The sequence below is a fragment of the Vallitalea guaymasensis genome (assembly GCF_018141425.1).
Lineage (GTDB): Bacteria > Bacillota > Clostridia > Lachnospirales > Vallitaleaceae > Vallitalea > Vallitalea guaymasensis.
The window spans coordinates 1,866,305-1,886,061 of record NZ_CP058561.1 but is presented as its reverse complement, the minus strand read 5'-3'; the positions used below and the strand labels follow the sequence as shown (position 1 = coordinate 1,886,061).

Here is a 19,757-nt window from a genome sequence, read left to right as displayed (position 1 = left end):
ATGGCAGATAAATTAAAAATTACTTTAGTTAAATCCACAATTGGAGCCATTCCTAAACATAGAAAAACAGTAGAAGCTTTAGGACTAACAAAACTTCATAAAACTGTTGAACAAAAAGATAATAAAGCAATTAGAGGTATGGTCCATTCTATACAACATTTAGTAAAAGTAGAAGAAATTTAATCGGGTTAAAATAAGCAAGGAGGTGTAACAGCATGAATTTGACAGAATTAAAACCAGCAAAAGGATCAAGAAAATCTAATTATAGAAAAGGAAGAGGACATGCTTCTGGAAATGGTAAAACTGCAGGAAGAGGACAAAACGGACAAAAGTCTCGTTCCGGTGGTGGCGTAAGACCTGGATTTGAAGGGGGCCAAATGCCATTATATAGAAGACTTCCAAAAAGAGGTTTTACTTGTAGAAATTCAAAAGAAATCGTTGGAATTAATGTTGATGTCTTAAATAGATTCGAAGCAGGTGCTACAGTATCTGTTGAAACTCTAATAGAACAAGGCGTTGTTAAAAATCCTAGAGATGGTGTTAAGATTTTAGGAAACGGCGATTTAACTAAGAAGCTTACAGTAAAAGCTAATGCATTTAGTAAATCAGCAGTAGAAAAAATCGAAGCCGCTGGCGGGAAAGCAGAGGTGGTTTAGATGTTTAGAACACTTCGTGATGCATTTAAAATACCTGATTTAAGAAAAAAGATAATTTACACAATGTTAATGTTTTTTGCTATACGTATAGGAGCACATATCAGAATACCATTAATTAATCCTGCAGTTGTTCAAAATATGTTCGGTAATGCAGATGAGGCTGGATTACTTGGTATGTTTGATGCATTCTCAGGTGGTGCGTTCAAGGATATGACATTGTTTGCTATGGGTATTACTCCATACATTACATCCTCCATCATTATGAACCTTCTAACAATTGCTATTCCAAAACTTGAGGAAATGCAAAAAGAAGGAGAAGAAGGACGTAAGAAAATTGCTAAAATCACTAGATACGGTACTATAGTATTAGCACTACTACAATCAGTTGCAATCTCAATTGGTCTTGGTAGAAGCTTATTCTATGATTATAATATATTCTCAGTAATTATTGCTGTAACCGCAATGACTGCTGGTACTGCATTCTTAATGTGGGTTGGAGAGCAAATAACAGTAAAAGGTGTTGGAAATGGTATTTCTTTAATTATCTTTATAAACATAATATCAAGATTACCATTTGGAACAAAGAAATTATACGAACTTGCTACAGCAGGTAACAAATTAATTCCTGTAATTGTCTTATTAATCATATATGTATTAATGGTTACATTTGTAGTATTAATACAATTAGGCGAAAGAAGAATTCCAGTACAATACGCCAAGAGAATGCAGGGAAGAAAAGTATATGGTGGTCAATCTACACATATTCCATTAAAAGTAAATATGGCAGGAGTAATCCCAGTTATCTTTGCTTCATCCTTATTACAGTTCCCAGGAACAATAACTCAGTTCTTTGGTGAGCCAAGTGGATGGTGGGGTTCTGTTATTAACTTCTTGAAGATTACTAATATATCAGGAGCACTTATTTACTTTGTATTCATTTTATTCTTTGCATATTTCTATACTTCAATCATATTCAATCCAATTGAAGTTGCAAATAATATGAAGAAGAATGGTGGATTTGTTCCAGGTATTAGACCAGGAAAACCTACTGTAGACTATTTATCAAATGTTCTTAATAAAATTGTATTAATTGGAGCTTTAGCACTAGCACTTATTGCTTTACTTCCAGTTATACTTTCAAATATATTTGACATGAATGTTACATTTGGTGGTACTTCACTTATTATCGTTGTAGGTGTTGCCCTTGAGACAATTAAACAAATTGAATCCCAAATGGTTATGAGACACTATAAAGGATTTTTAAATGCATAATACAAGATTAAGAATGAAGCCAGAAATCATATTCTATCTTCATTCTAAATCTTAAATTGCTATAATCCTAATACAAGATATACTTTGGAGGTTATAAAATGAGATTAATTATGTTAGGTGCGCCTGGTGCCGGTAAAGGAACACAGGCAAAAAGGGTAGCAGCGAAATATAATATCCCGCACATTTCAACAGGTGATATATTTAGAGATAATATAAAAAACAAGACTGATCTTGGAATAAAAGCCAAGGAATATATGGATAAAGGTTTATTAGTTCCAGATGAGTTGGTTGTAGATATAGTTGCTGATAGACTATTACAAGAGGATTGTAAAGAAGGATTTATCTTAGATGGTTTTCCAAGAACAATACCTCAAGCTGAGAGTTTAGACAAAGCACTTATGTCTATGGAAACAAAAATTAATTATGCAATTAATATTCATGTACCTGATGAAAATATTGTAAGAAGAATGTCTGGTAGAAGGGCATGTCTAAATTGCGGTGCAACTTATCATATAAAGTATAATCCACCAAAAAAGGAAGATATTTGTGATAACTGTACAAGAGAACTGATACTTAGAGATGATGATAAAGAAGAGACAGTACTCAAGAGATTAGAAATTTATCACAAACAAACTAGTCCGTTAATAGAATATTATGGAGAAAAAGATATCTTGATAACTGTTGATGGAACAGTTGACATTGATGATGTCACTAAGAGTATTGTTGAGATATTAGGAGCGTAAAGTTATGTCAATAACAATTAAAACCAACGAAGAAATAGCAATCATGAGAGAAGCAGGCAAAATAGTTGCTGATACTCATGAATTACTAGAATCAATGATAAAACCAGGAATATCTACATTTGACCTGGATAAGGCAGCAGAAGAATTCATTAGAAGTAAAAACGCCATTCCATCTTTTAAAGATTACAATGGATATCCAGCTAATATCTGTGCTTCAATTAATGAAGAAGTTGTGCATGGTATTCCTAGCACTAAAAGAATTTTAAAAGAAGGCGATATAATAAGTATTGATATTGGTGCTTACTATAACGGATTTCATGGCGATGCTGCTAGAACACATGGTGTTGGTGAGATAAGTGAAGAAGCAAGAAACCTGATTGATGTTACGAAGCAATGCTTTTTTGAAGGATTGAAAGTCATCAAGGAAGGTAATCATTTACACCAGATTTCATCTGCTATACAAAACTATGTTGAAGAAAGAGGCTATTCAGTTGTAAGAGACTTAGTTGGACATGGTGTTGGACGTAAACTACATGAAGAACCTCAAGTTCCAAATTATAAAATAATTGGTAGAGGTCCTAAGCTTCTAAAGAATATGGTAATTGCAGTAGAACCGATGATTAATATTGGAAGGTATGAAGTTAGATGGTTAGATGATGATTGGACTGTTGTAACAATGGATGGATCATTATCCGCTCACTACGAGAACACCATCTGCATAACTGAAGATGGTTATGAACTTCTTACCATTTAAGGCTGAGGTGTTATACTATGAACGAATTACAATATGGTCAAGTAGTAAAATCGAAGGCCGGTAGAGATAAAGACAAAATATTTGTCATAATAAATATAGAAGGCGAATATGCTTATTTAGCAGACGGTAATTTAAGACGAATTGAAAAGCCTAAGCAGAAGAAACTAAAGCATATACAACCGACAAATCATGTAATACATGAGATAAAAGAGAAGTTAATTCGAGATAAAAAAGTAACAAATGTAGAAGTAAGAAGAAATTTAGCTGTTTACAAAGTTAACGACCAAAGTTAAATGGTGGAGGAGGTTGATATAATGTCAAAGAAGGATGTAATAGAAGTAGAAGGAACAGTATTAGAGAAATTACCTAATGCTATGTTTCAAGTTGAGCTTGAGAATGGACATAAAATCTTAGCTCATATCAGTGGTAAATTAAGGATGAACTATATAAGAATCTTGCCTGGTGACAAAGTAACGGTTGAACTTTCTCCATATGATTTAACTAAGGGAAGAATTATTTGGAGAGACAAATAATAAAGGTATTTATATAAATATCCTGAGTAACTTTAGTAATAAGCAAAAGAACAATTGAACTTGTTTGATATAAGTTGAATAAAACCTATAATAAGGTCAACAATTTAACAGAACACAGCTATCTTAAACTTTGAAATGTACCCAAACAAAACTCAATTGTTTAGGAAGGAGCAAAAAGATGAAAGTAAGAGCGTCCGTAAAACCTATGTGTGAAAAATGCAAGATAATTAAAAGAAAAGGTCGAGTTCGCGTTATCTGTGAGAACCCAAAACACAAACAAAAACAAGGTTGATCAGTATAATTAAACCAGATTTTCTTTATTGAGATTCTAAAAACGGTGATACGTTTATGGAATAGAAAGTGACTACGTCACTAAAAGATTTGAAATTATAAAATTATACATCTTGGTTAAAGTATGACAGTAATGTATAATATATATAACTTTTGTTAAAAATCTAAAAAAGTATTGCATATAATATTAAGATAGTATATAATTACTAATTGTGATATTATGCACAAAATTAGGGTTGAAAATATAAAATACCCTAATGATTAATTATGAATTACATTTTTGAGATTGTCATAATGATAATTTTAAAAAGTAAGATATAAGCGGCTGAGTAATGACTCACCAGGATGTGTTGTTCTAGTAAGTTATTGCACAAAATTAAAAAAATGACAATTAAATGATTCTCACTAAATCATTTAATATTGTGAAGCAAATATGTTGGGATAATATTATCTAATATTTCACCGCATTAGATTATTATTCATTCCTTATCTTAAAAAACGGAGGTGTGAAGTACACATGGCTCGTATTGCTGGTGTTGATTTACCAAGAGAAAAGCGTGTAGAAATTGGTCTAACATATATTTATGGTATTGGTAGAGCAAGCTCTAATCGTATATTAAAAGAAGCAGGTATTAATCCGGATACAAGAGTAAGAGACTTGACAGACGACGAATCAGCTAAGATTCGTGAGATTATAGATAATTCTCAGTTGGTTGAAGGGGATCTTAGAAGAGAAAGAGCATTAAACATCAAACGTTTAATGGAAATAGGATGTTATCGTGGTATTCGTCATAGAAGAGGTCTTCCTGTTAGAGGACAAAAGACTAAAACGAATGCTAGAACAAGAAAAGGACCAAAAAGAACAGTAGCTAATAAGAAAAAATAACCCATAAGGGAGGTTTGATTAATGGCAAAGAAAGTGTCCAAAAGAGGGACCAAAAAGCGTGTGAAAAAGCATATCGAACGTGGACAAGCGCATATCAAATCAACATTTAATAATACAATTGTTACGTTAACAGATACTCAAGGAAATGCAATTTCATGGGCAAGTGCTGGAGGACTTGGATTTAGAGGTTCAAGAAAATCTACACCATATGCTGCTCAAATGGCAGCTGACACTGCTGCAAAAGCAGCAATGATACATGGTTTAAAAATAGTTGAAGTAATGGTTAAAGGACCAGGTTCAGGAAGAGAAGCTGCTATTAGAGCACTTCAAGCTGCTGGACTTGAGGTTACAAGTATAAAAGACGTGACACCAGTACCACATAATGGTTGTCGTCCACCAAAACGTAGAAGAGTATAATTCAATCGGCTAGGAGGTGTAATAAAAAATGGCAAGATATAGAGGTGCAGTATGCAGACTTTGCCGTAGAGAAGGTGAAAAACTATTCTTAAAAGGTGAAAGATGTTATACAGGAAAATGTGCTATAGATCGTAGACCTTATGCTCCAGGAGATCACGGTAAAAGACGTACTAAGATTTCTGAGTATGGTGTACAGTTAAGACAAAAACAGAAAGCAAAAAGAATCTATGGTGTTTTAGAAACACAATTTAGAAATTACTTTGCAGATGCTGATAAAAGAAAAGGTATTACAGGTGAAAACTTACTTATAATCCTTGAAACTAGATTAGATAATGTTGTATATAGAGCTGGTCTTGGTCGTTCAAGAACTGAAGCAAGACAAGTGGTTAGACATAATCATATTACAGTAAATGGTAAAAAAGTTAACATCCCATCATACCAAGTTAAACCAGGAGATGTTATCGAAGTTAAAGAAAAATCATTAAGCATCCAAAGATTTAAGGATATTGTAGAAACTACAAGTTCAAGAATTGTCCCAGAATGGATAGATGCTGATATAGAAAACAAGACAGTGAAAGTTGTTTCTGTTCCAACTAGAGAACAAATCGATACTAATATCGAAGAAACACTAATTGTCGAGTTATATTCAAAGTAATAATATATAGGTATATAGAATCTATATTAGTAATTTATTTAACTTATAAGTCAAGTAAAATGTGTGCACAAAAATTGACTTGATGTTTACTACCCTCAGAGCATGGACATAGCGCTCCTTGCGCTTCAAGTCTACATAGGAAAAAGGTATTTATAAAAAACTATAGATCCTATGGTAAAATAAAGGAAAAAGGAGGGTCATTGAATGTTTGATTTTGAAAAACCAAAAATAGATATCGTTGAAATAACTGAGGATAACAGATATGGTCGTTTTGTTATAGAACCTTTAGAAAGAGGTTACGGAACTACTTTAGGTAATTCACTTCGTAGAATTATGTTATCATCACTACCTGGTGCTTCTATAAGTAGCGTTAAGATTGAAGGGGTATTGCATGAATTTTCCTCAATACCAGGTGTTAAAGAAGATGTTACTGAAGTTATTATGAATCTTAAGCACTTAGCTATTAAAAATAATAGTGATAGTCCAGAGCCAAAAGTGGCATATATAGAGTTTGAAGGTGAAGGTGTCGTAACAGCTGCGGATATTCAAGCTGATCCTGATATCGAAGTCATAAACCCTGATTTACCAATTGCTACACTTAGCGGTGGAGCTGACAGTAAATTATTCATGGAACTAACTATTACAAAAGGTAGAGGTTACATTAGTGCTGACAAAAACAAATCAGAAGATCAACCTATAGGTGTTATTCCAGTTGACTCTATATATACACCAGTAGAGAGAGTTAACCTTATAGTAGAAAATACTCGTGTTGGTCAAATTACTGATTATGATAAATTAACTTTAGAAGTTTGGACAAACGGAACATTATCTCCTGATGAATCTGTTAGTTTAGCAGCTAAAGTACTTAGCGAACATCTTAATCTTTTTATCGACCTATCAGAGAACGCTAAGAATGCTGAAGTAATGGTTGAAAAAGAAGATGATGAAAAAGAGAAAGTTCTAGAAATGAGTATTGATGAATTAGAACTATCTGTACGTTCATACAACTGCTTGAAGAGAGCAGGTATCAATACTGTTGAAGAACTTACCAATAGAACATCTGAAGATATGATGAAAGTACGTAATCTTGGTCGTAAATCTTTAGAAGAAGTATTGGCGAAATTAAAAGAATTAGGATTATCTCTGAAACCTAGTGATGAGTAATACTAATTAAGTCTTATAGATTATAACATCTGGAAAAAAGGAGGTTAAGCAGAAATGGCAGGATATAGAAAGCTTGGCAGAACTTCTTCACAAAGAAAAGCATTACTAAGAAACCAAGTAACTAATTTGATCTATCATGGACAAATTAAAACTACAGTTAGTAAAGCAAAAGAAGTTCGTAAAATTGCTGAAAAGTTAATAGCATTATCCGTAAAGGAAAAAGATAATTATGAAACAGTAACTGTAACTCAAAAAGTACCTAAGAAAACTGCTGATGGAAAAAGAGTGAAGACAGTAGTAGATGGTAAAAAAGTTACTGAATTTGAAAATATCGAAAAAACTATTAAAAAAGATAGCGCTACTAGATTACATGCACGTAGACAAATGCTTAAGGTTTTATACCCAGTAAAAGAAGTGCCTGTAAAGAATGCTGGTAAAAAAGCAAATACTAAACAAGTTAACTTAGTAGATAAGTTATTTGATGAGATTGCTCCAAAGTATTCTGATAGAAATGGTGGATATACAAGAATTATTAAAATAGGACCTCGTAGAGGTGACGGTGCAGAAGAAGTAATTATTGAATTAGTGTAATTTTGCATTAGTAATAATATAGGGATTAAGGCATATATGCACTTAATCCCTTATTTGCAATTAAATATAAATTAATGAATTATATTGAGTTTTAAGGTACGGTAATATATACTATTATAAGTATTCAATTTCTATATTATTATATATCAACAATACTGAGTATTAATTGAGATATATAAGTTGAATTAATAATTGCTATAGAGCCAGTATTTAGTTCTATACAATTTATAAGATAAGGGAAGTATATTGAATTTTTTAATATAGGTAGATAGTTATTGAGGTTCAATATATAGAGGAAATTAATGTTTATAATAGTCTATATTACTTGACAATGATAATATAGCAACAGGTGGTGTGATAAATGGAAATGATCAAATCTAAAGGTTTGGTATATGAATATCATACCCATAATGATATGGGTGAAATAGAAGAATTAAACAGAGCTCTTGACCATGTGGATATAAATATCAATAAAGGAGAATTCATAGCCATATTAGGGCATAATGGTTCTGGGAAATCTACTATGGCTAAGCATTTAAATGCACTTTTAACCCCTTCAGAGGGTACTCTATGGGTAAAAGGTATGGATACAAAAAAAGAAGACGATATATGGAATATAAGGCAGACAGCAGGAATGGTGTTTCAGAACCCTGATAATCAGATAATTGCTACTGTAGTAGAAGAGGATGTTGCCTTTGGACCAGAAAATCTAGGAATAGAGCCAGAGGAAATAAGAAAAAGAGTAGATAATGCATTAGATACTGTAGGCATGCAAGCATATAGTACCCATTCACCTAATAAACTATCAGGTGGACAAAAGCAGAGAATAGCTATTGCAGGAGTTTTAGCTATGAAACCTGAATGTATTATATTAGATGAACCTACAGCAATGTTAGACCCTTCTGGACGTAAAGAGGTAATTGAAACGGTTCAGGAATTAAACAAACGTGAAAATATAACAATTATTCTTATTACACATTACATGGAAGAGGCTATAGAAGCAGATAGAGTATATGTAATGGATGAAGGTAAGATAGCATTACAAGGAACTCCAGATGAAGTTTTTACACAGGTAGAGCAGATGAAGACATTGGGACTTGATGTTCCACAAGTAACAGAACTGACTTATATGCTCAAAAAAAATAATATTAATATACCGGCAAATATACTTAATGTAAAGGAAATGGTTGATGCACTATGTCAATTAAAATAGATAACTTAACATATGTTTATAGTCAGAATACACCTTTTGAAAAAAAAGCTATTGATAATGTATCTCTAGAAATAAAAGATGGCGAATTTGTAGGTCTTATCGGACATACAGGTTCTGGTAAATCTACATTAATTCAACATTTCAATGGATTATTAAAACCTGCTAGTGGAAATGTATATGTTAATAATATAGATATACATAGTAAAGAAAAGCCTTTGCGAGAAATAAGACAAAAAGTAGGACTAGTATTCCAATATCCAGAACATCAATTATTTGAAATGAGTGTATATAAAGATGTGGCTTTTGGACCTACTAACATGAGGCTAGAACAAGATGAAATTGATAAAAGAGTTAAAGAAGCAATAGGTATTGTAGGATTAGGAGAAGAAACCTATGAGAAATCACCTTTTGAATTATCAGGTGGTCAAAAAAGAAGAGTGGCCATAGCTGGTGTTCTAGCCATGAAACCAGATGTACTAATTCTAGATGAACCAACTGCAGGTCTTGACCCTAGAGGTAGAGATGAGATACTTGATGAAATATCCAAGTTACATGAAGAACTAGGTATAACAGTCATCCTAGTTTCACATAGTATGGAAGATGTAGGAAAATACGTAGAACGTATTATCGTAATGGATGAAGGCAAAGTAAGATATGATGATATACCAAAAAAAGTATTTAATCATATTGAAGAATTGGAAAAAATGGGACTTGGTGTTCCACAAGTAACCTACTTGATGCAAGAACTTAAGAACAAAGGGTTTCTTGTAACCAATGAAGTAACTACAATACAAGAAGCATATGATGAGATTATGAATGCTATTAGTAAGGATGTGAAAATATGATTCGAGACATAACCATTGGTCAATACTATCCTGCTAATTCATATATACACAAATTAGACCCAAGAATGAAATTATTAGGAACTCTTGCTTTCATTATTTCCTTATTCATTGCTAATAATGTTTGGGGATATATTGTGGCATTTGTATATCTAGGAGCAGTGATAATAATATCAAAAGTACCTCTAAGATTTATGCTAAAAGGGTTAAAAGCAATATTCATAATAATTATTTTGACAGTTGTATTGAATTTGTTTTTTACTCCTGGAGAAGAAAAGCTTTTTAATATAGGAAGTGTTGTAGTATATAAGGAAGGACTGTATTTTGCAGCTTTAATGGCAATTAGACTTATATTTCTAATAATCGGTTCTTCAATACTTACCCTTACTACTTCACCAATACAGCTTACAGATGGTATAGAGTACTCATTGAATCCACTAAAAAAAATAAAGGTACCAGCTCATGAAATAGCTATGATGATGACTATAGCATTAAGGTTCATACCTATCCTACTAGAAGAGACTGATAAAATAATGAAGGCTCAGATGGCTAGAGGAGCTGATTTTGAATCAGGTGGTATTGTAAAGAGAGCTAAAAGCCTTATTCCCTTGCTTGTACCATTGTTCATATCTGCGTTTAGAAGAGCAGATGACCTAGCATTAGCCATGGAAGCTAGATGTTATAGGGGTGGAGAAGGACGAACAAGGATGAAACAATTAAAGTATACCAAATACGATTTAGTTGCATTTATTGTATTGGTAGTTTATATTACCATACTTATCATTCTTTAATTAGTAGGGTAATTATATTAAATGTATATTTTGAAGGGTGAAAATAAATGGGCAATATTATGCTAGTAGTAGCTTACGACGGAACAAAATATTGTGGATGGCAGGTTCAAAAAAATGCAATCACCATTGAACAAAAGATTTATGAAGCTTGTCAGAAATTGTTTTCCCGGGAAATAAAAATAGTCGGTGCAAGCAGAACCGACACAGGTGTTCATGCATTAGGTCAAATTGTTGTATTAAAAGTAGAAACATCAATACCTATAAATAAAATACCTTATGCAATAAATGCTTATTTACCCGAGGATATAGTAATAAGAGATGCAAAATTGGTTACTAGTAGTTTCCATCCAAGATATAATGCAAAAAATAAAACATATGAGTATAAAATATACAACTCTAGATTTCCATTGCCCCAATATAATAGGTATGCTCATTTTTATCATAAATCTTTAGATATAGATAAGATGAAAAAAGCAGCCAGGTATTTTATAGGTGAACATGATTTCAAAGCTTTTTGTTCAACGGGAAGTAGCGTTAAAACTACTGTGAGAGAAATCTATAAATGTGAGGTTACCGTTGAGGATAAAATGATTGTCATCAGTATTAATGGAAATGGCTTTTTATACAATATGGTTAGAATTATTGCAGGAACATTAATAGATGTAGGAAGAGGAAAGATTGAGCCCGATTATATTATAGATATTATAGACTCAAAAGATAGAAGTAAAGCAGGGGCTACTGCTCCAGCAAAAGGATTAACTCTAATAAAGATTAACTATGATTAGATCATGAAAGGAGGAAGTTACTGTGAAACAAAAATTATTATTTGTAATAGCAACGATACTCTGTTTTGGATTATTTACAAGTAGTGTACGAGCAACTGACTCAACCGAGGAATATGATGAGGAAGTATATAAAGAAGAAGTAATACCCGGTAAAGTTATTGCAATTATAAAAGATGAATATGAAACCTTAGAGACATCAGGCGGAGATTACATACAAAAAGTACAAGTATTGAAGGTAAAACTTACTAAAGGTAAAGAAAAAGGTAAGTTAATAGAAGTATACAATACTGTAGACGGCATAATGGCTAATAGTTTTGATGCAAAAGTTGGAGACGAGCTGTATGTTGGTATTGAACGTGATGAAGAAGGAAATATACTGCAAGGTCATATAACCAATGTTAAGAGGGACAAGTATCTAATTTATCTAGTTATAGCATTTATATTATTGACCATTATCGTGGGTGGAATAAAAGGTGTTAAGACACTATTTACATTAGGTATTACTATTATAGGTGTTTATTATATGCTGAGAGGTATAATAAACGGTCAGAATCCAGTTGTTACATCTATAATGGTATCTATTGTAGTAACGATTATAACTATGTTTATTATTGGTGGGTTTAATAAAAAAGCTATAGCGGCTATAGCAGGAACCTTATCAGGTGTCATAATAGCAGGAACAATATCACTTGTAATTGGATATTATGCTAATTTATCTGGACTTGAGACATCAGAGTCACAGATGCTCTTGTACTCTACAGAATCAATGCATCTTGATTTTAAAGGAATATTGTTTGCTAGTATTCTACTAGGTACATTAGGTGCGGTAATGGATGTTTGTATGTCCATATCTTCATCAATAAAAGAGTTAAAAGATAACAATCCTTTAATGACAGTGGGACAACTATTCAAATCAGGCATGAATATAGGTAAAGACGTAATGGGTACTATGTCTAATACCCTTATTTTAGCTTATGCAGGTACATCAATGTGTTTAATGTTGTTATTTATGGTAAATGACATGACCTTAGTAGATATCGTTAATATGGAATTAATCTCCACAGAAATAGTTAGAGCTTTAGCTGGTACAATAGGCCTTATAATATCTATACCGATAACAGCAATAGTAGCAGCGCTTATGGCTAAAGGGGATTATAATAAAGTGTAAACCCAATAAAAATGATGTTTTATCCACAATTTCCAATATTAACATATACGAATTGTGGATAAATATAAAAAAACACATAAAAATGTGGATAATTTCTTCAAAGTACTTGACACACTAGGTTGGATGTACTATAATATTGAATCGTGAGATTGTAAATTAAAATCCATTAGCCCCGGATTTTGATAATACATGAGAAATGGAACTGAATAAGGAGGGAACTCGATGAAAACCTTTATGCCAAAAGCAGAAGCAGTTGAGAGAAAATGGTATATAGTAGATGCTGAAGGTCAAACTTTAGGACGTTTATCATCTGAAATAGCAAGAGTACTTATTGGAAAAAACAAGCCTATCTATACACCACATGTTGATACTGGTGATAACGTAGTAGTTATCAATGCAGATAAAGTTGTTTTAACAGGGAAGAAATTAGACCAAAAATTATACAGATATCATACTGGACATCCAGGTGGTTTAAAAGAAATAAAATACAAAGATATGATGAAAAATAAACCTGAAGAAGTAGTTATGCATGCAGTAAAAGGTATGCTTCCAAAGAACAAACTTGGAAGAAAAATGCTTAAAAAACTACGTGTATACAGAGGTTCAGAACATAAACATGAAGCTCAAAAACCAGAAGTATTAGAAATCAAAAACTAATGATTCGTACTGAAAGGAGGAATACAAGTGGCACAATTAAAATATTATGGCACAGGTCGTAGAAAGCATAGTGTTGCTAGAGTATATTTAGTACCTGGAACAGGTAAAATTACAATTAATAAAAGAGATATAGATAATTACTGTGGACTTGAAACTTTAAAAGTTACAGTACGCCAACCATTAGAATTAACTCATACAACAGATAAATTTGATGTTATCGTTAATGTTCATGGTGGTGGATTCACTGGACAAGCTGGTGCTATCCGTCACGGAATCTCAAGAGCTTTATTAAAAGCTGATGATGAATTCCGTCCAGCACTTAAAAAAGCAGGTTTCTTAACAAGAGACCCAAGAATGAAAGAAAGAAAGAAATATGGATTAAAGGCTGCAAGACGTGCACCTCAATTTTCCAAGAGATAATATTTCAAAACTTACAATCCCTCAAACACTTGTGTTTGGGGGATTTTTAAGTAATTGAAAACAAGTATTATTAATTTTAATTTCAGTAAATCTAATTTAGATGGTATGATAGACAAATATGATAAAATAGAGTAATATTAATATTGTGGGTATCGGGAAAAGATAAATCTGATATACTAATTTTTCATAAAAATAGTAATTTCAAGGGGTATATATCTATGAAAAGATTGTTGATGATAATATTGTCGATTTCATTCCTAGTTGGTTGTTCTACTGCAACTACGAATAATTCTGATAATATAGCCAAAAAAGATAATGAGTTTGCTGAAGACTTATCTGTAGGAAATACTAATATAAATAATATGGAAAATATAGAATTGAAACAAGAATATAGTAAAACTATAGATGCAAAAACGATATCAACTTATAGCGAAGGTGAAAGTGATGGATATTCTTTTATAGATAAAGAAAATGAAATATATTTAATTGATGGTTATGAAGTAATAACTAAAAGCGAAAGTGTTATTGCAACGTCTAATGTTAAGTTTAGAAAAAAACCTGATATCAATGCAAAAAGCATAAAACATTCATTATATGATGAAGAGCATGGAACAGTTGATTTTTTTATAAAGGATACTTGTCTCAATGTAATTGGACATACAAAAGATAAATTCCAAGTAAATGGAAAGGAAAATTATTGGTATTATATTTCTGAAAGAGGACCATATGATGAGACATATGAAGGATGGGCATTTGGTGAATATTTAGAACCAATTCAAAAATATGAAGGAATCTATGTTAGAACCGAATTAGAGCAAGTACCTATACGATGCTCTTTAGATAAAACAAGTGGTGAAATTGGACAGTTAGAAAAAAATAAGGAATATAAAATAATAGATATTATAAAAGATGATGAGGGTGACGTCTGGTATCATATTACTATAAATGATGAACAAGAAGGATGGGTAAATAAGCAAGGATGTGCGCTTATTATTTATGACGATAATGGATTTAAAGATGTGATTGATGATCCGATCTATAGATTTATGAATGATTGGATTTACTTTTCAAGTGAAAATTCAATCTATAGAAAAGCTTGTGGAAGGATGGAATACGAAGTTATATACCATACTGTAAGTTCTGAAAAATCTATTGACTATAAAGTTATTAATGAATGGTTTATTCTAGCATTTCCAATCATAAATAATAATAATAATATAATATTATGCAATAAAAATACTAGGAAAAACACTGTAATAGCAGATGATGCAACCTCCATAAAAATAACTGATACTCATTTAAACTACATATGTAATTACGATTATGATTCAGTGAACATTTCAATAGAGATAAATGACTTAATAAATGGACAAATGATGGAACAATATCCGTTTAAAGAAGCATCAATATTTTTATATGATGATTGGGCTATATATGACAATAATATTATGTATAAAAACACATTAGAATATTGCGATGAATTTTATTATTATAGATATCCTGAATATATAGAGCCTAATATTTACATTGATTCTGGATATTTTGTAAATAGCTTTATGAATTTAAAGAAAATTGGTGAAGAAAAGGAAATAATAAGTAGTATAAAAGATGATGTCTATCAATATGACTATTCAGATAAGTTAATTGCTTATGTAGATGAAGACCAGCGATATGTATATGTTATTTGCAGAGAAGATGGTCATAAAAAACGTATTACAGACTTTAAGGTAAGTGAAGTAAGAGTTTTTAATGGCGATGAAATATATTATAAAGTACCAGAATCTGATATTTTATATTGCTATAAAAAATCTAAGCACAGCCAAGTGATGGATAAGTGTGTAAAAACATATGAAATTATTGGAGATTATATATATTTTGTAGATACTACTGATAGATTTTATAGAATGAAATTTGGTAGCAATAAAGTAGTATTGCTATCAGAAACACAAGTAGGTCAAATAATTGAACTTAATAATGAGATATATTACTATTTAAAATATGATAGATATAATGTCATATATAAAATAACAAATGATATTTCAGAAGGTGAATACATACGCCTCATTAGTGAAATGGACTTTATGTTTAGTGGAAAAGGAAATATTTATTATCATAATTCAAAAACTTTCACCAACCTTTTATCAATAAAACCAATTACAGGACAATTACCAGGAAAAGTGATTCATGATGATGAAAGATGTGGGATATTTACCTCTTATACAGGATGGGATGAAAGAGTATATGTTTATAACAAGGATAATAATAACATTACTCCCATATTCGATAATATTCATTATACTGGACCAAAAGTTTGTGGTAACTGGGTTTATGGAATAGAATGTTCAGATATGTCTTTATATAGAAGTAATATGGAAACTAAAGAAAAACAAAAAATTTGTAATAATGTACCCAATGATTTTATTTTTCATGTAGTGGATAATAAAAGGATGATTACTCTTATAGATGATACCAATAAATTAAAAACATATAATATTTTTACTAAAGAAGAACAATTAATTTCTATTGATTGTGCTGAAATACTATGGGAATACAATAATGAATTCTATTATATGACTATAGATAACAGATTGATGAAAGTTAGTTTGAATGATATAAATATAAAGGAACAATTGGCTGATAATGTAAAATTAGGTCAAATGTATAATGTGGAAAACACATCACCTTTTTGTATGTTGGTTGACTTAGAAGCTGAGAATTTAAATGATTATATATTATATATAAATACAAATGATGAGTTGATAAAACTTGACATAATTAATGGTAATAAAATTAAGATTGCAGATAATTGTTATGAAATACTTCAAGATATTAGTTACCATTTTAATTATGAACATATCTATTATATTGATAAAGAAATGTGTCTACATAGAAGTAGTGAAAATGTAAACGAGAAAATATCAACAAAAAGCATAATCCCTTCAAAAGATAGATATGAAGTATTTGATAAATATATTGTGTATATGATGCCTACTAGTAAAGAAAATTGTGTAGAGTATATTAAGTATGATGCAGTAACTGGGGAAAGTGAATTTCTTGGCAAGACTACTCGGCTAGTAACATCAATTGTGGTTAAAGATAATGAACTGTATTATAATTATCATCATGGAGGTTCTTGGTAAAAATAAAGGTCATATAGTTAAAATATCCTAATATAAAGTCCCTCCAACATTTAGGTTTGAGGGACTTAACTAATTTTTGGATATTTTTAAGAGGATATACCTAACTATGATTTTCGTCAGCTTCTGCATCTTCCTTAGTTTCATGAACCGTACCGAATGGATGCTCAGGTGGTGCATAGATAGCATATAACTTAAGAGGTTCATCGCCAGTGTTGATTACATTGTGCCATTTACCCGCAGGTATCATAATGGCATAATCATCATAAACTCTTTTTTGAAAATCCAATTTATCTTTACTGTCTCCCATTCTAACAAGTCCTTCACCTTGTTCAATACGTATGAATTGATCCCCGTCTGGGTGAACTTCTAAACCTATATCATCCCCAACATCAATACTCATCAAAGTTACTTGTAAGTTGTCGCCTGTCCATAAAGCTGTACGATAAGTTTCATTTTGTCTAGTAGCCTCTTCAATATCAACTACATATGGTTCTGGTCCATAATCTCTCAACTCGATAAATCCTAATTCTGAAGCATATATTGGACTATCATCCCAATAAGGATATGGATACTTATCATAAAACATATCATATGGATCGTAGATTGGTATATCAACACAGTAAGGACATGGATATTCTTTATAATAATGATACATAGTACTTATCCTTTTACATAGATTTAATATATAATATGCCTTAATAAGGTAGAAGGTACTTCAATATGCTGAAAATCATAACCACATAAAATAAAAATGACTACATTTGTAATAATTTTGTTGTTTTTTCCAATTACATCATTTATACTAGAAATACAGTAAAAAATTTTAAATCAAATTAACAAGATAAGCCAGTAATAAAATTTCTGGTGCAACGTAATAGGAGGAAAATATGAAAAAAATATCATGCTTATTATTAATATTTAATTTAATGCTAGTTCTAATTGGTTGTTCAGCAAAAGAACAAGTGAAATCAGAGGAAGAAACCCTTCAGGTATCACAACAATCTTCAAAAGATGAAAATAAAGATAATGTAGAACAGACTGATAAAAAACAAGATATTAATGATAAAGAAGAAGCAAGTAAAAAAGAAAACAATAATGAAAAAGAGAAAGACCAAAATATAACAAAAGAGAATGATACAGATACATCAAATGAATCAACAGAATCAACAAAAAATGATGAAAAATCAATACAGAAACAAGTAGATGAAAAGCTTAAGGATTTTGATGCTATAAAAAAATATTTACTAGATGATGAAACCTTCGGTTTGGCTTATTGTGAAATGCAAGGTGAGAATTTTAATTATGATAATTATGTTTTACATCATATAGATTTTACTGGTGACAATGAACTTGACACCATTATAGTTACGTATACTGATGAAGATGATTATAGAACAGTTGTTTTTGTTACTTTGGAAAATAACGAGTACAAGTATTTTTTAACTGATCTAAGAGCTACTAAAGACAGTAAATTCTCCTATGAGGATGGGTTCGTAATAGAAGAACAAAATGGATATAGTAAACTCGCTGTCAATTTTTCAATTGAAGATATAAATTTTATCAAAGTAACTTATGGTGGCTTTAGTAATGAGATAATAGAATCAAATTATGATCTTAACCCTGACATGAAATACAAAGTGATAAATACAGTAAATAAAATAGATGGTTACAAAAAATATGACACTGATTACATAAAATACTTTTATGATGAAACGGGGAAAGAGCATTTGGTAGCACATACTAGATATCATTACGATTTTGATGAAGAAAATAATGAGCATAAATCTACAGAAGAAATAATCGCAGATAACGATTTATCAAAGATTATGGCAGATAATTTTATTGTAGGCAATGATGCTTCACTAAAAACTTTTGAAAAGGTCATTGAAGAAGCAGGTGATATAAAAGGTTCTATAGACTACTATATAGAAAATAGACAGAAATTCGAGAGGAGTGCTAGAGTCAATTACATTAATGATACAATTCACTATATAAGCAGATTTACTGAAAATTACGATATTATGGCAGATGATGAAACTATATCTGATGAAAAAATTGTAAAGGTTAGTTTATGGGGTGATAATCCTGTACCAGCTAACGCTGAAAGTATATTTAAGATTATAAAATGTTTTTGCATAGAAGATGGTGAAAACATGGATTATAATTTTACCTTGCAAAATGGATATTATAAGATAATATGTGTAGATGATAGTTATAGTAATAAATTAAGAATGCTGAGATTTGATAAAGCCATATTAGATGGAGAAGATGTAGGTTATATATCAAGGCAAGATGAATATGTGGATATTATATTTGACACTAAAGAAAATGTTTTTGCAAAAGCTGATAATATTGTATATCCTACTATATTAATTAAGAACTTTTCACAGTTGAATGAATTGAAACATAAGAGTATTTGGAAAGCGAATGTAGTGATTATACCTGAAGAGGTTATTTTTCTTGAATATGCTGATGAAGACATTTAATGAAAAAAATGTTGATCTATATATGTCAAATAAACCTTTGAATGTTTTAATTTTATACTAAACAAATAAATTATATTTACCAAATGAACCTCAAATTATAGCAAATTAGAGGTTCATTTTAATATTCGAATTAATTAATGTCTTTAAGATATAAATAGAAACTGGTCATAATGAGAAGAGGTTTTTATTCACTAATTAAATTATAGATACTTAGTAAATAATATTTAAAAAGTTATTGACTCATATAGAAATCAATATTATAATATGATTATTAAAAGAAAATACAAAGGATT

The 19,757-nt window shown here is 30.8% G+C and carries 23 protein-coding genes; 22 read left to right on the top strand and 1 reads right to left on the bottom strand.

Annotated features, from left to right (window positions below; translation table 11 throughout):
* The 21 genes from rpmD (at nt 1) to HYG85_RS08340 (ending at nt 16,978) form a co-directional block, all read left to right on the top strand.
* Nucleotides 1-183 carry a 50S ribosomal protein L30 gene (gene rpmD / locus HYG85_RS08440; RefSeq protein ID WP_113672521.1) on the top strand — a complete coding sequence of 61 codons (183 nt, stop codon included), beginning with the start codon at nt 1-3 and terminating at the stop codon, nt 181-183.
* 32 nt (nt 184-215) lie between these two features.
* Nucleotides 216-656 (top strand): 50S ribosomal protein L15, encoded by a 441-nt coding sequence (rplO, locus tag HYG85_RS08435; RefSeq protein WP_113672520.1) that lies wholly within the window; start codon nt 216-218, stop codon nt 654-656.
* Nucleotides 657-1,928 (top strand): preprotein translocase subunit SecY, encoded by a 1,272-nt coding sequence (gene secY, locus HYG85_RS08430; protein ID WP_212693107.1) that lies wholly within the window; start codon nt 657-659, stop codon nt 1,926-1,928.
* A 98-nt stretch (nt 1,929-2,026) separates the two neighbouring features.
* On the top strand, nt 2,027-2,671 hold the full coding sequence (locus tag HYG85_RS08425) for an adenylate kinase (RefSeq protein WP_212693106.1): 645 nt from the start codon (nt 2,027-2,029) through the stop codon (nt 2,669-2,671).
* A 4-nt stretch (nt 2,672-2,675) separates the two neighbouring features.
* Entirely contained in the window at nt 2,676-3,425 is a 750-nt protein-coding gene (gene map / locus HYG85_RS08420) for a type I methionyl aminopeptidase (RefSeq protein ID WP_212693105.1), read from the top strand.
* Between the two features lie 17 nt (nt 3,426-3,442).
* Nucleotides 3,443-3,718 carry a KOW domain-containing RNA-binding protein gene (locus HYG85_RS08415; protein ID WP_212693104.1) on the top strand — a complete coding sequence of 92 codons (276 nt, stop codon included), beginning with the start codon at nt 3,443-3,445 and terminating at the stop codon, nt 3,716-3,718.
* Nucleotides 3,719-3,739: 21 nt separating this feature from the next.
* Complete coding sequence (infA, locus tag HYG85_RS08410) at nt 3,740-3,958, top strand: translation initiation factor IF-1 (protein ID WP_113672515.1); 219 nt, start codon at nt 3,740-3,742, stop codon at nt 3,956-3,958.
* A gap of 178 nt (nt 3,959-4,136) precedes the next feature.
* Entirely contained in the window at nt 4,137-4,250 is a 114-nt protein-coding gene (gene rpmJ / locus HYG85_RS08405) for a 50S ribosomal protein L36 (protein ID WP_113672514.1), read from the top strand.
* A gap of 516 nt (nt 4,251-4,766) precedes the next feature.
* Nucleotides 4,767-5,135 (top strand): 30S ribosomal protein S13, encoded by a 369-nt coding sequence (rpsM, locus tag HYG85_RS08400; protein ID WP_113672513.1) that lies wholly within the window; start codon nt 4,767-4,769, stop codon nt 5,133-5,135.
* A gap of 21 nt (nt 5,136-5,156) precedes the next feature.
* The gene (rpsK, locus tag HYG85_RS08395) at nt 5,157-5,552 is read left to right on the top strand and encodes a 30S ribosomal protein S11 (protein WP_113672512.1); all 396 of its coding nucleotides are present in this window, start codon (nt 5,157-5,159) and stop codon (nt 5,550-5,552) included.
* 28 nt (nt 5,553-5,580) lie between these two features.
* Nucleotides 5,581-6,207: a 30S ribosomal protein S4 gene (gene rpsD / locus HYG85_RS08390; RefSeq protein WP_113672511.1), complete on the top strand. Its 627-nt coding sequence runs from the start codon at nt 5,581-5,583 to the stop codon at nt 6,205-6,207.
* Between the two features lie 204 nt (nt 6,208-6,411).
* Nucleotides 6,412-7,371, top strand: coding sequence for a DNA-directed RNA polymerase subunit alpha (locus HYG85_RS08385; RefSeq protein WP_113672510.1), 960 nt, complete (start codon nt 6,412-6,414; stop codon nt 7,369-7,371).
* A 54-nt stretch (nt 7,372-7,425) separates the two neighbouring features.
* Nucleotides 7,426-7,962: a bL17 family ribosomal protein gene (locus HYG85_RS08380; RefSeq protein ID WP_212693103.1), complete on the top strand. Its 537-nt coding sequence runs from the start codon at nt 7,426-7,428 to the stop codon at nt 7,960-7,962.
* 361 nt (nt 7,963-8,323) lie between these two features.
* A complete protein-coding gene (locus HYG85_RS08375; protein ID WP_212693102.1) occupies nt 8,324-9,175 on the top strand; it encodes an energy-coupling factor transporter ATPase in 852 nt (283 codons plus the stop codon).
* Nucleotides 9,160-10,020: an energy-coupling factor transporter ATPase gene (locus tag HYG85_RS08370; protein ID WP_212693101.1), complete on the top strand. Its 861-nt coding sequence runs from the start codon at nt 9,160-9,162 to the stop codon at nt 10,018-10,020. Before HYG85_RS08375 ends, HYG85_RS08370 begins: the two co-directional genes overlap by 16 nt.
* On the top strand, nt 10,017-10,808 hold the full coding sequence (locus tag HYG85_RS08365; protein ID WP_113672506.1) for an energy-coupling factor transporter transmembrane component T family protein: 792 nt from the start codon (nt 10,017-10,019) through the stop codon (nt 10,806-10,808). Before HYG85_RS08370 ends, HYG85_RS08365 begins: the two co-directional genes overlap by 4 nt.
* A gap of 47 nt (nt 10,809-10,855) precedes the next feature.
* The gene (gene truA / locus HYG85_RS08360) at nt 10,856-11,593 is read left to right on the top strand and encodes a tRNA pseudouridine(38-40) synthase TruA (protein ID WP_212693100.1); all 738 of its coding nucleotides are present in this window, start codon (nt 10,856-10,858) and stop codon (nt 11,591-11,593) included.
* Between the two features lie 22 nt (nt 11,594-11,615).
* Nucleotides 11,616-12,761, top strand: a complete 1,146-nt coding sequence (locus HYG85_RS08355; protein ID WP_212693099.1) for a YibE/F family protein — start codon at nt 11,616-11,618, stop codon at nt 12,759-12,761.
* Nucleotides 12,762-12,983: 222 nt separating this feature from the next.
* Nucleotides 12,984-13,418, top strand: coding sequence for a 50S ribosomal protein L13 (gene rplM, locus HYG85_RS08350; protein ID WP_113672503.1), 435 nt, complete (start codon nt 12,984-12,986; stop codon nt 13,416-13,418).
* A 27-nt stretch (nt 13,419-13,445) separates the two neighbouring features.
* Nucleotides 13,446-13,838 carry a 30S ribosomal protein S9 gene (gene rpsI / locus HYG85_RS08345; protein ID WP_113672502.1) on the top strand — a complete coding sequence of 131 codons (393 nt, stop codon included), beginning with the start codon at nt 13,446-13,448 and terminating at the stop codon, nt 13,836-13,838.
* 218 nt (nt 13,839-14,056) lie between these two features.
* On the top strand, nt 14,057-16,978 hold the full coding sequence (locus HYG85_RS08340; protein ID WP_212693098.1) for a hypothetical protein: 2,922 nt from the start codon (nt 14,057-14,059) through the stop codon (nt 16,976-16,978).
* Between the two features lie 100 nt (nt 16,979-17,078).
* Here HYG85_RS08340 and HYG85_RS08335 read toward each other — a convergent pair whose 3' ends face one another.
* Nucleotides 17,079-17,633 carry a cupin domain-containing protein gene (locus HYG85_RS08335; RefSeq protein WP_212693097.1) on the bottom strand — a complete coding sequence of 185 codons (555 nt, stop codon included), beginning with the start codon at nt 17,631-17,633 and terminating at the stop codon, nt 17,079-17,081.
* Nucleotides 17,634-17,865: 232 nt separating this feature from the next.
* Between HYG85_RS08335 and HYG85_RS08330 the strand changes: the two genes are divergently transcribed.
* Nucleotides 17,866-19,464: a hypothetical protein gene (locus HYG85_RS08330; protein WP_212693096.1), complete on the top strand. Its 1,599-nt coding sequence runs from the start codon at nt 17,866-17,868 to the stop codon at nt 19,462-19,464.
* Nucleotides 19,465-19,757 lie beyond the last annotated feature (293 nt).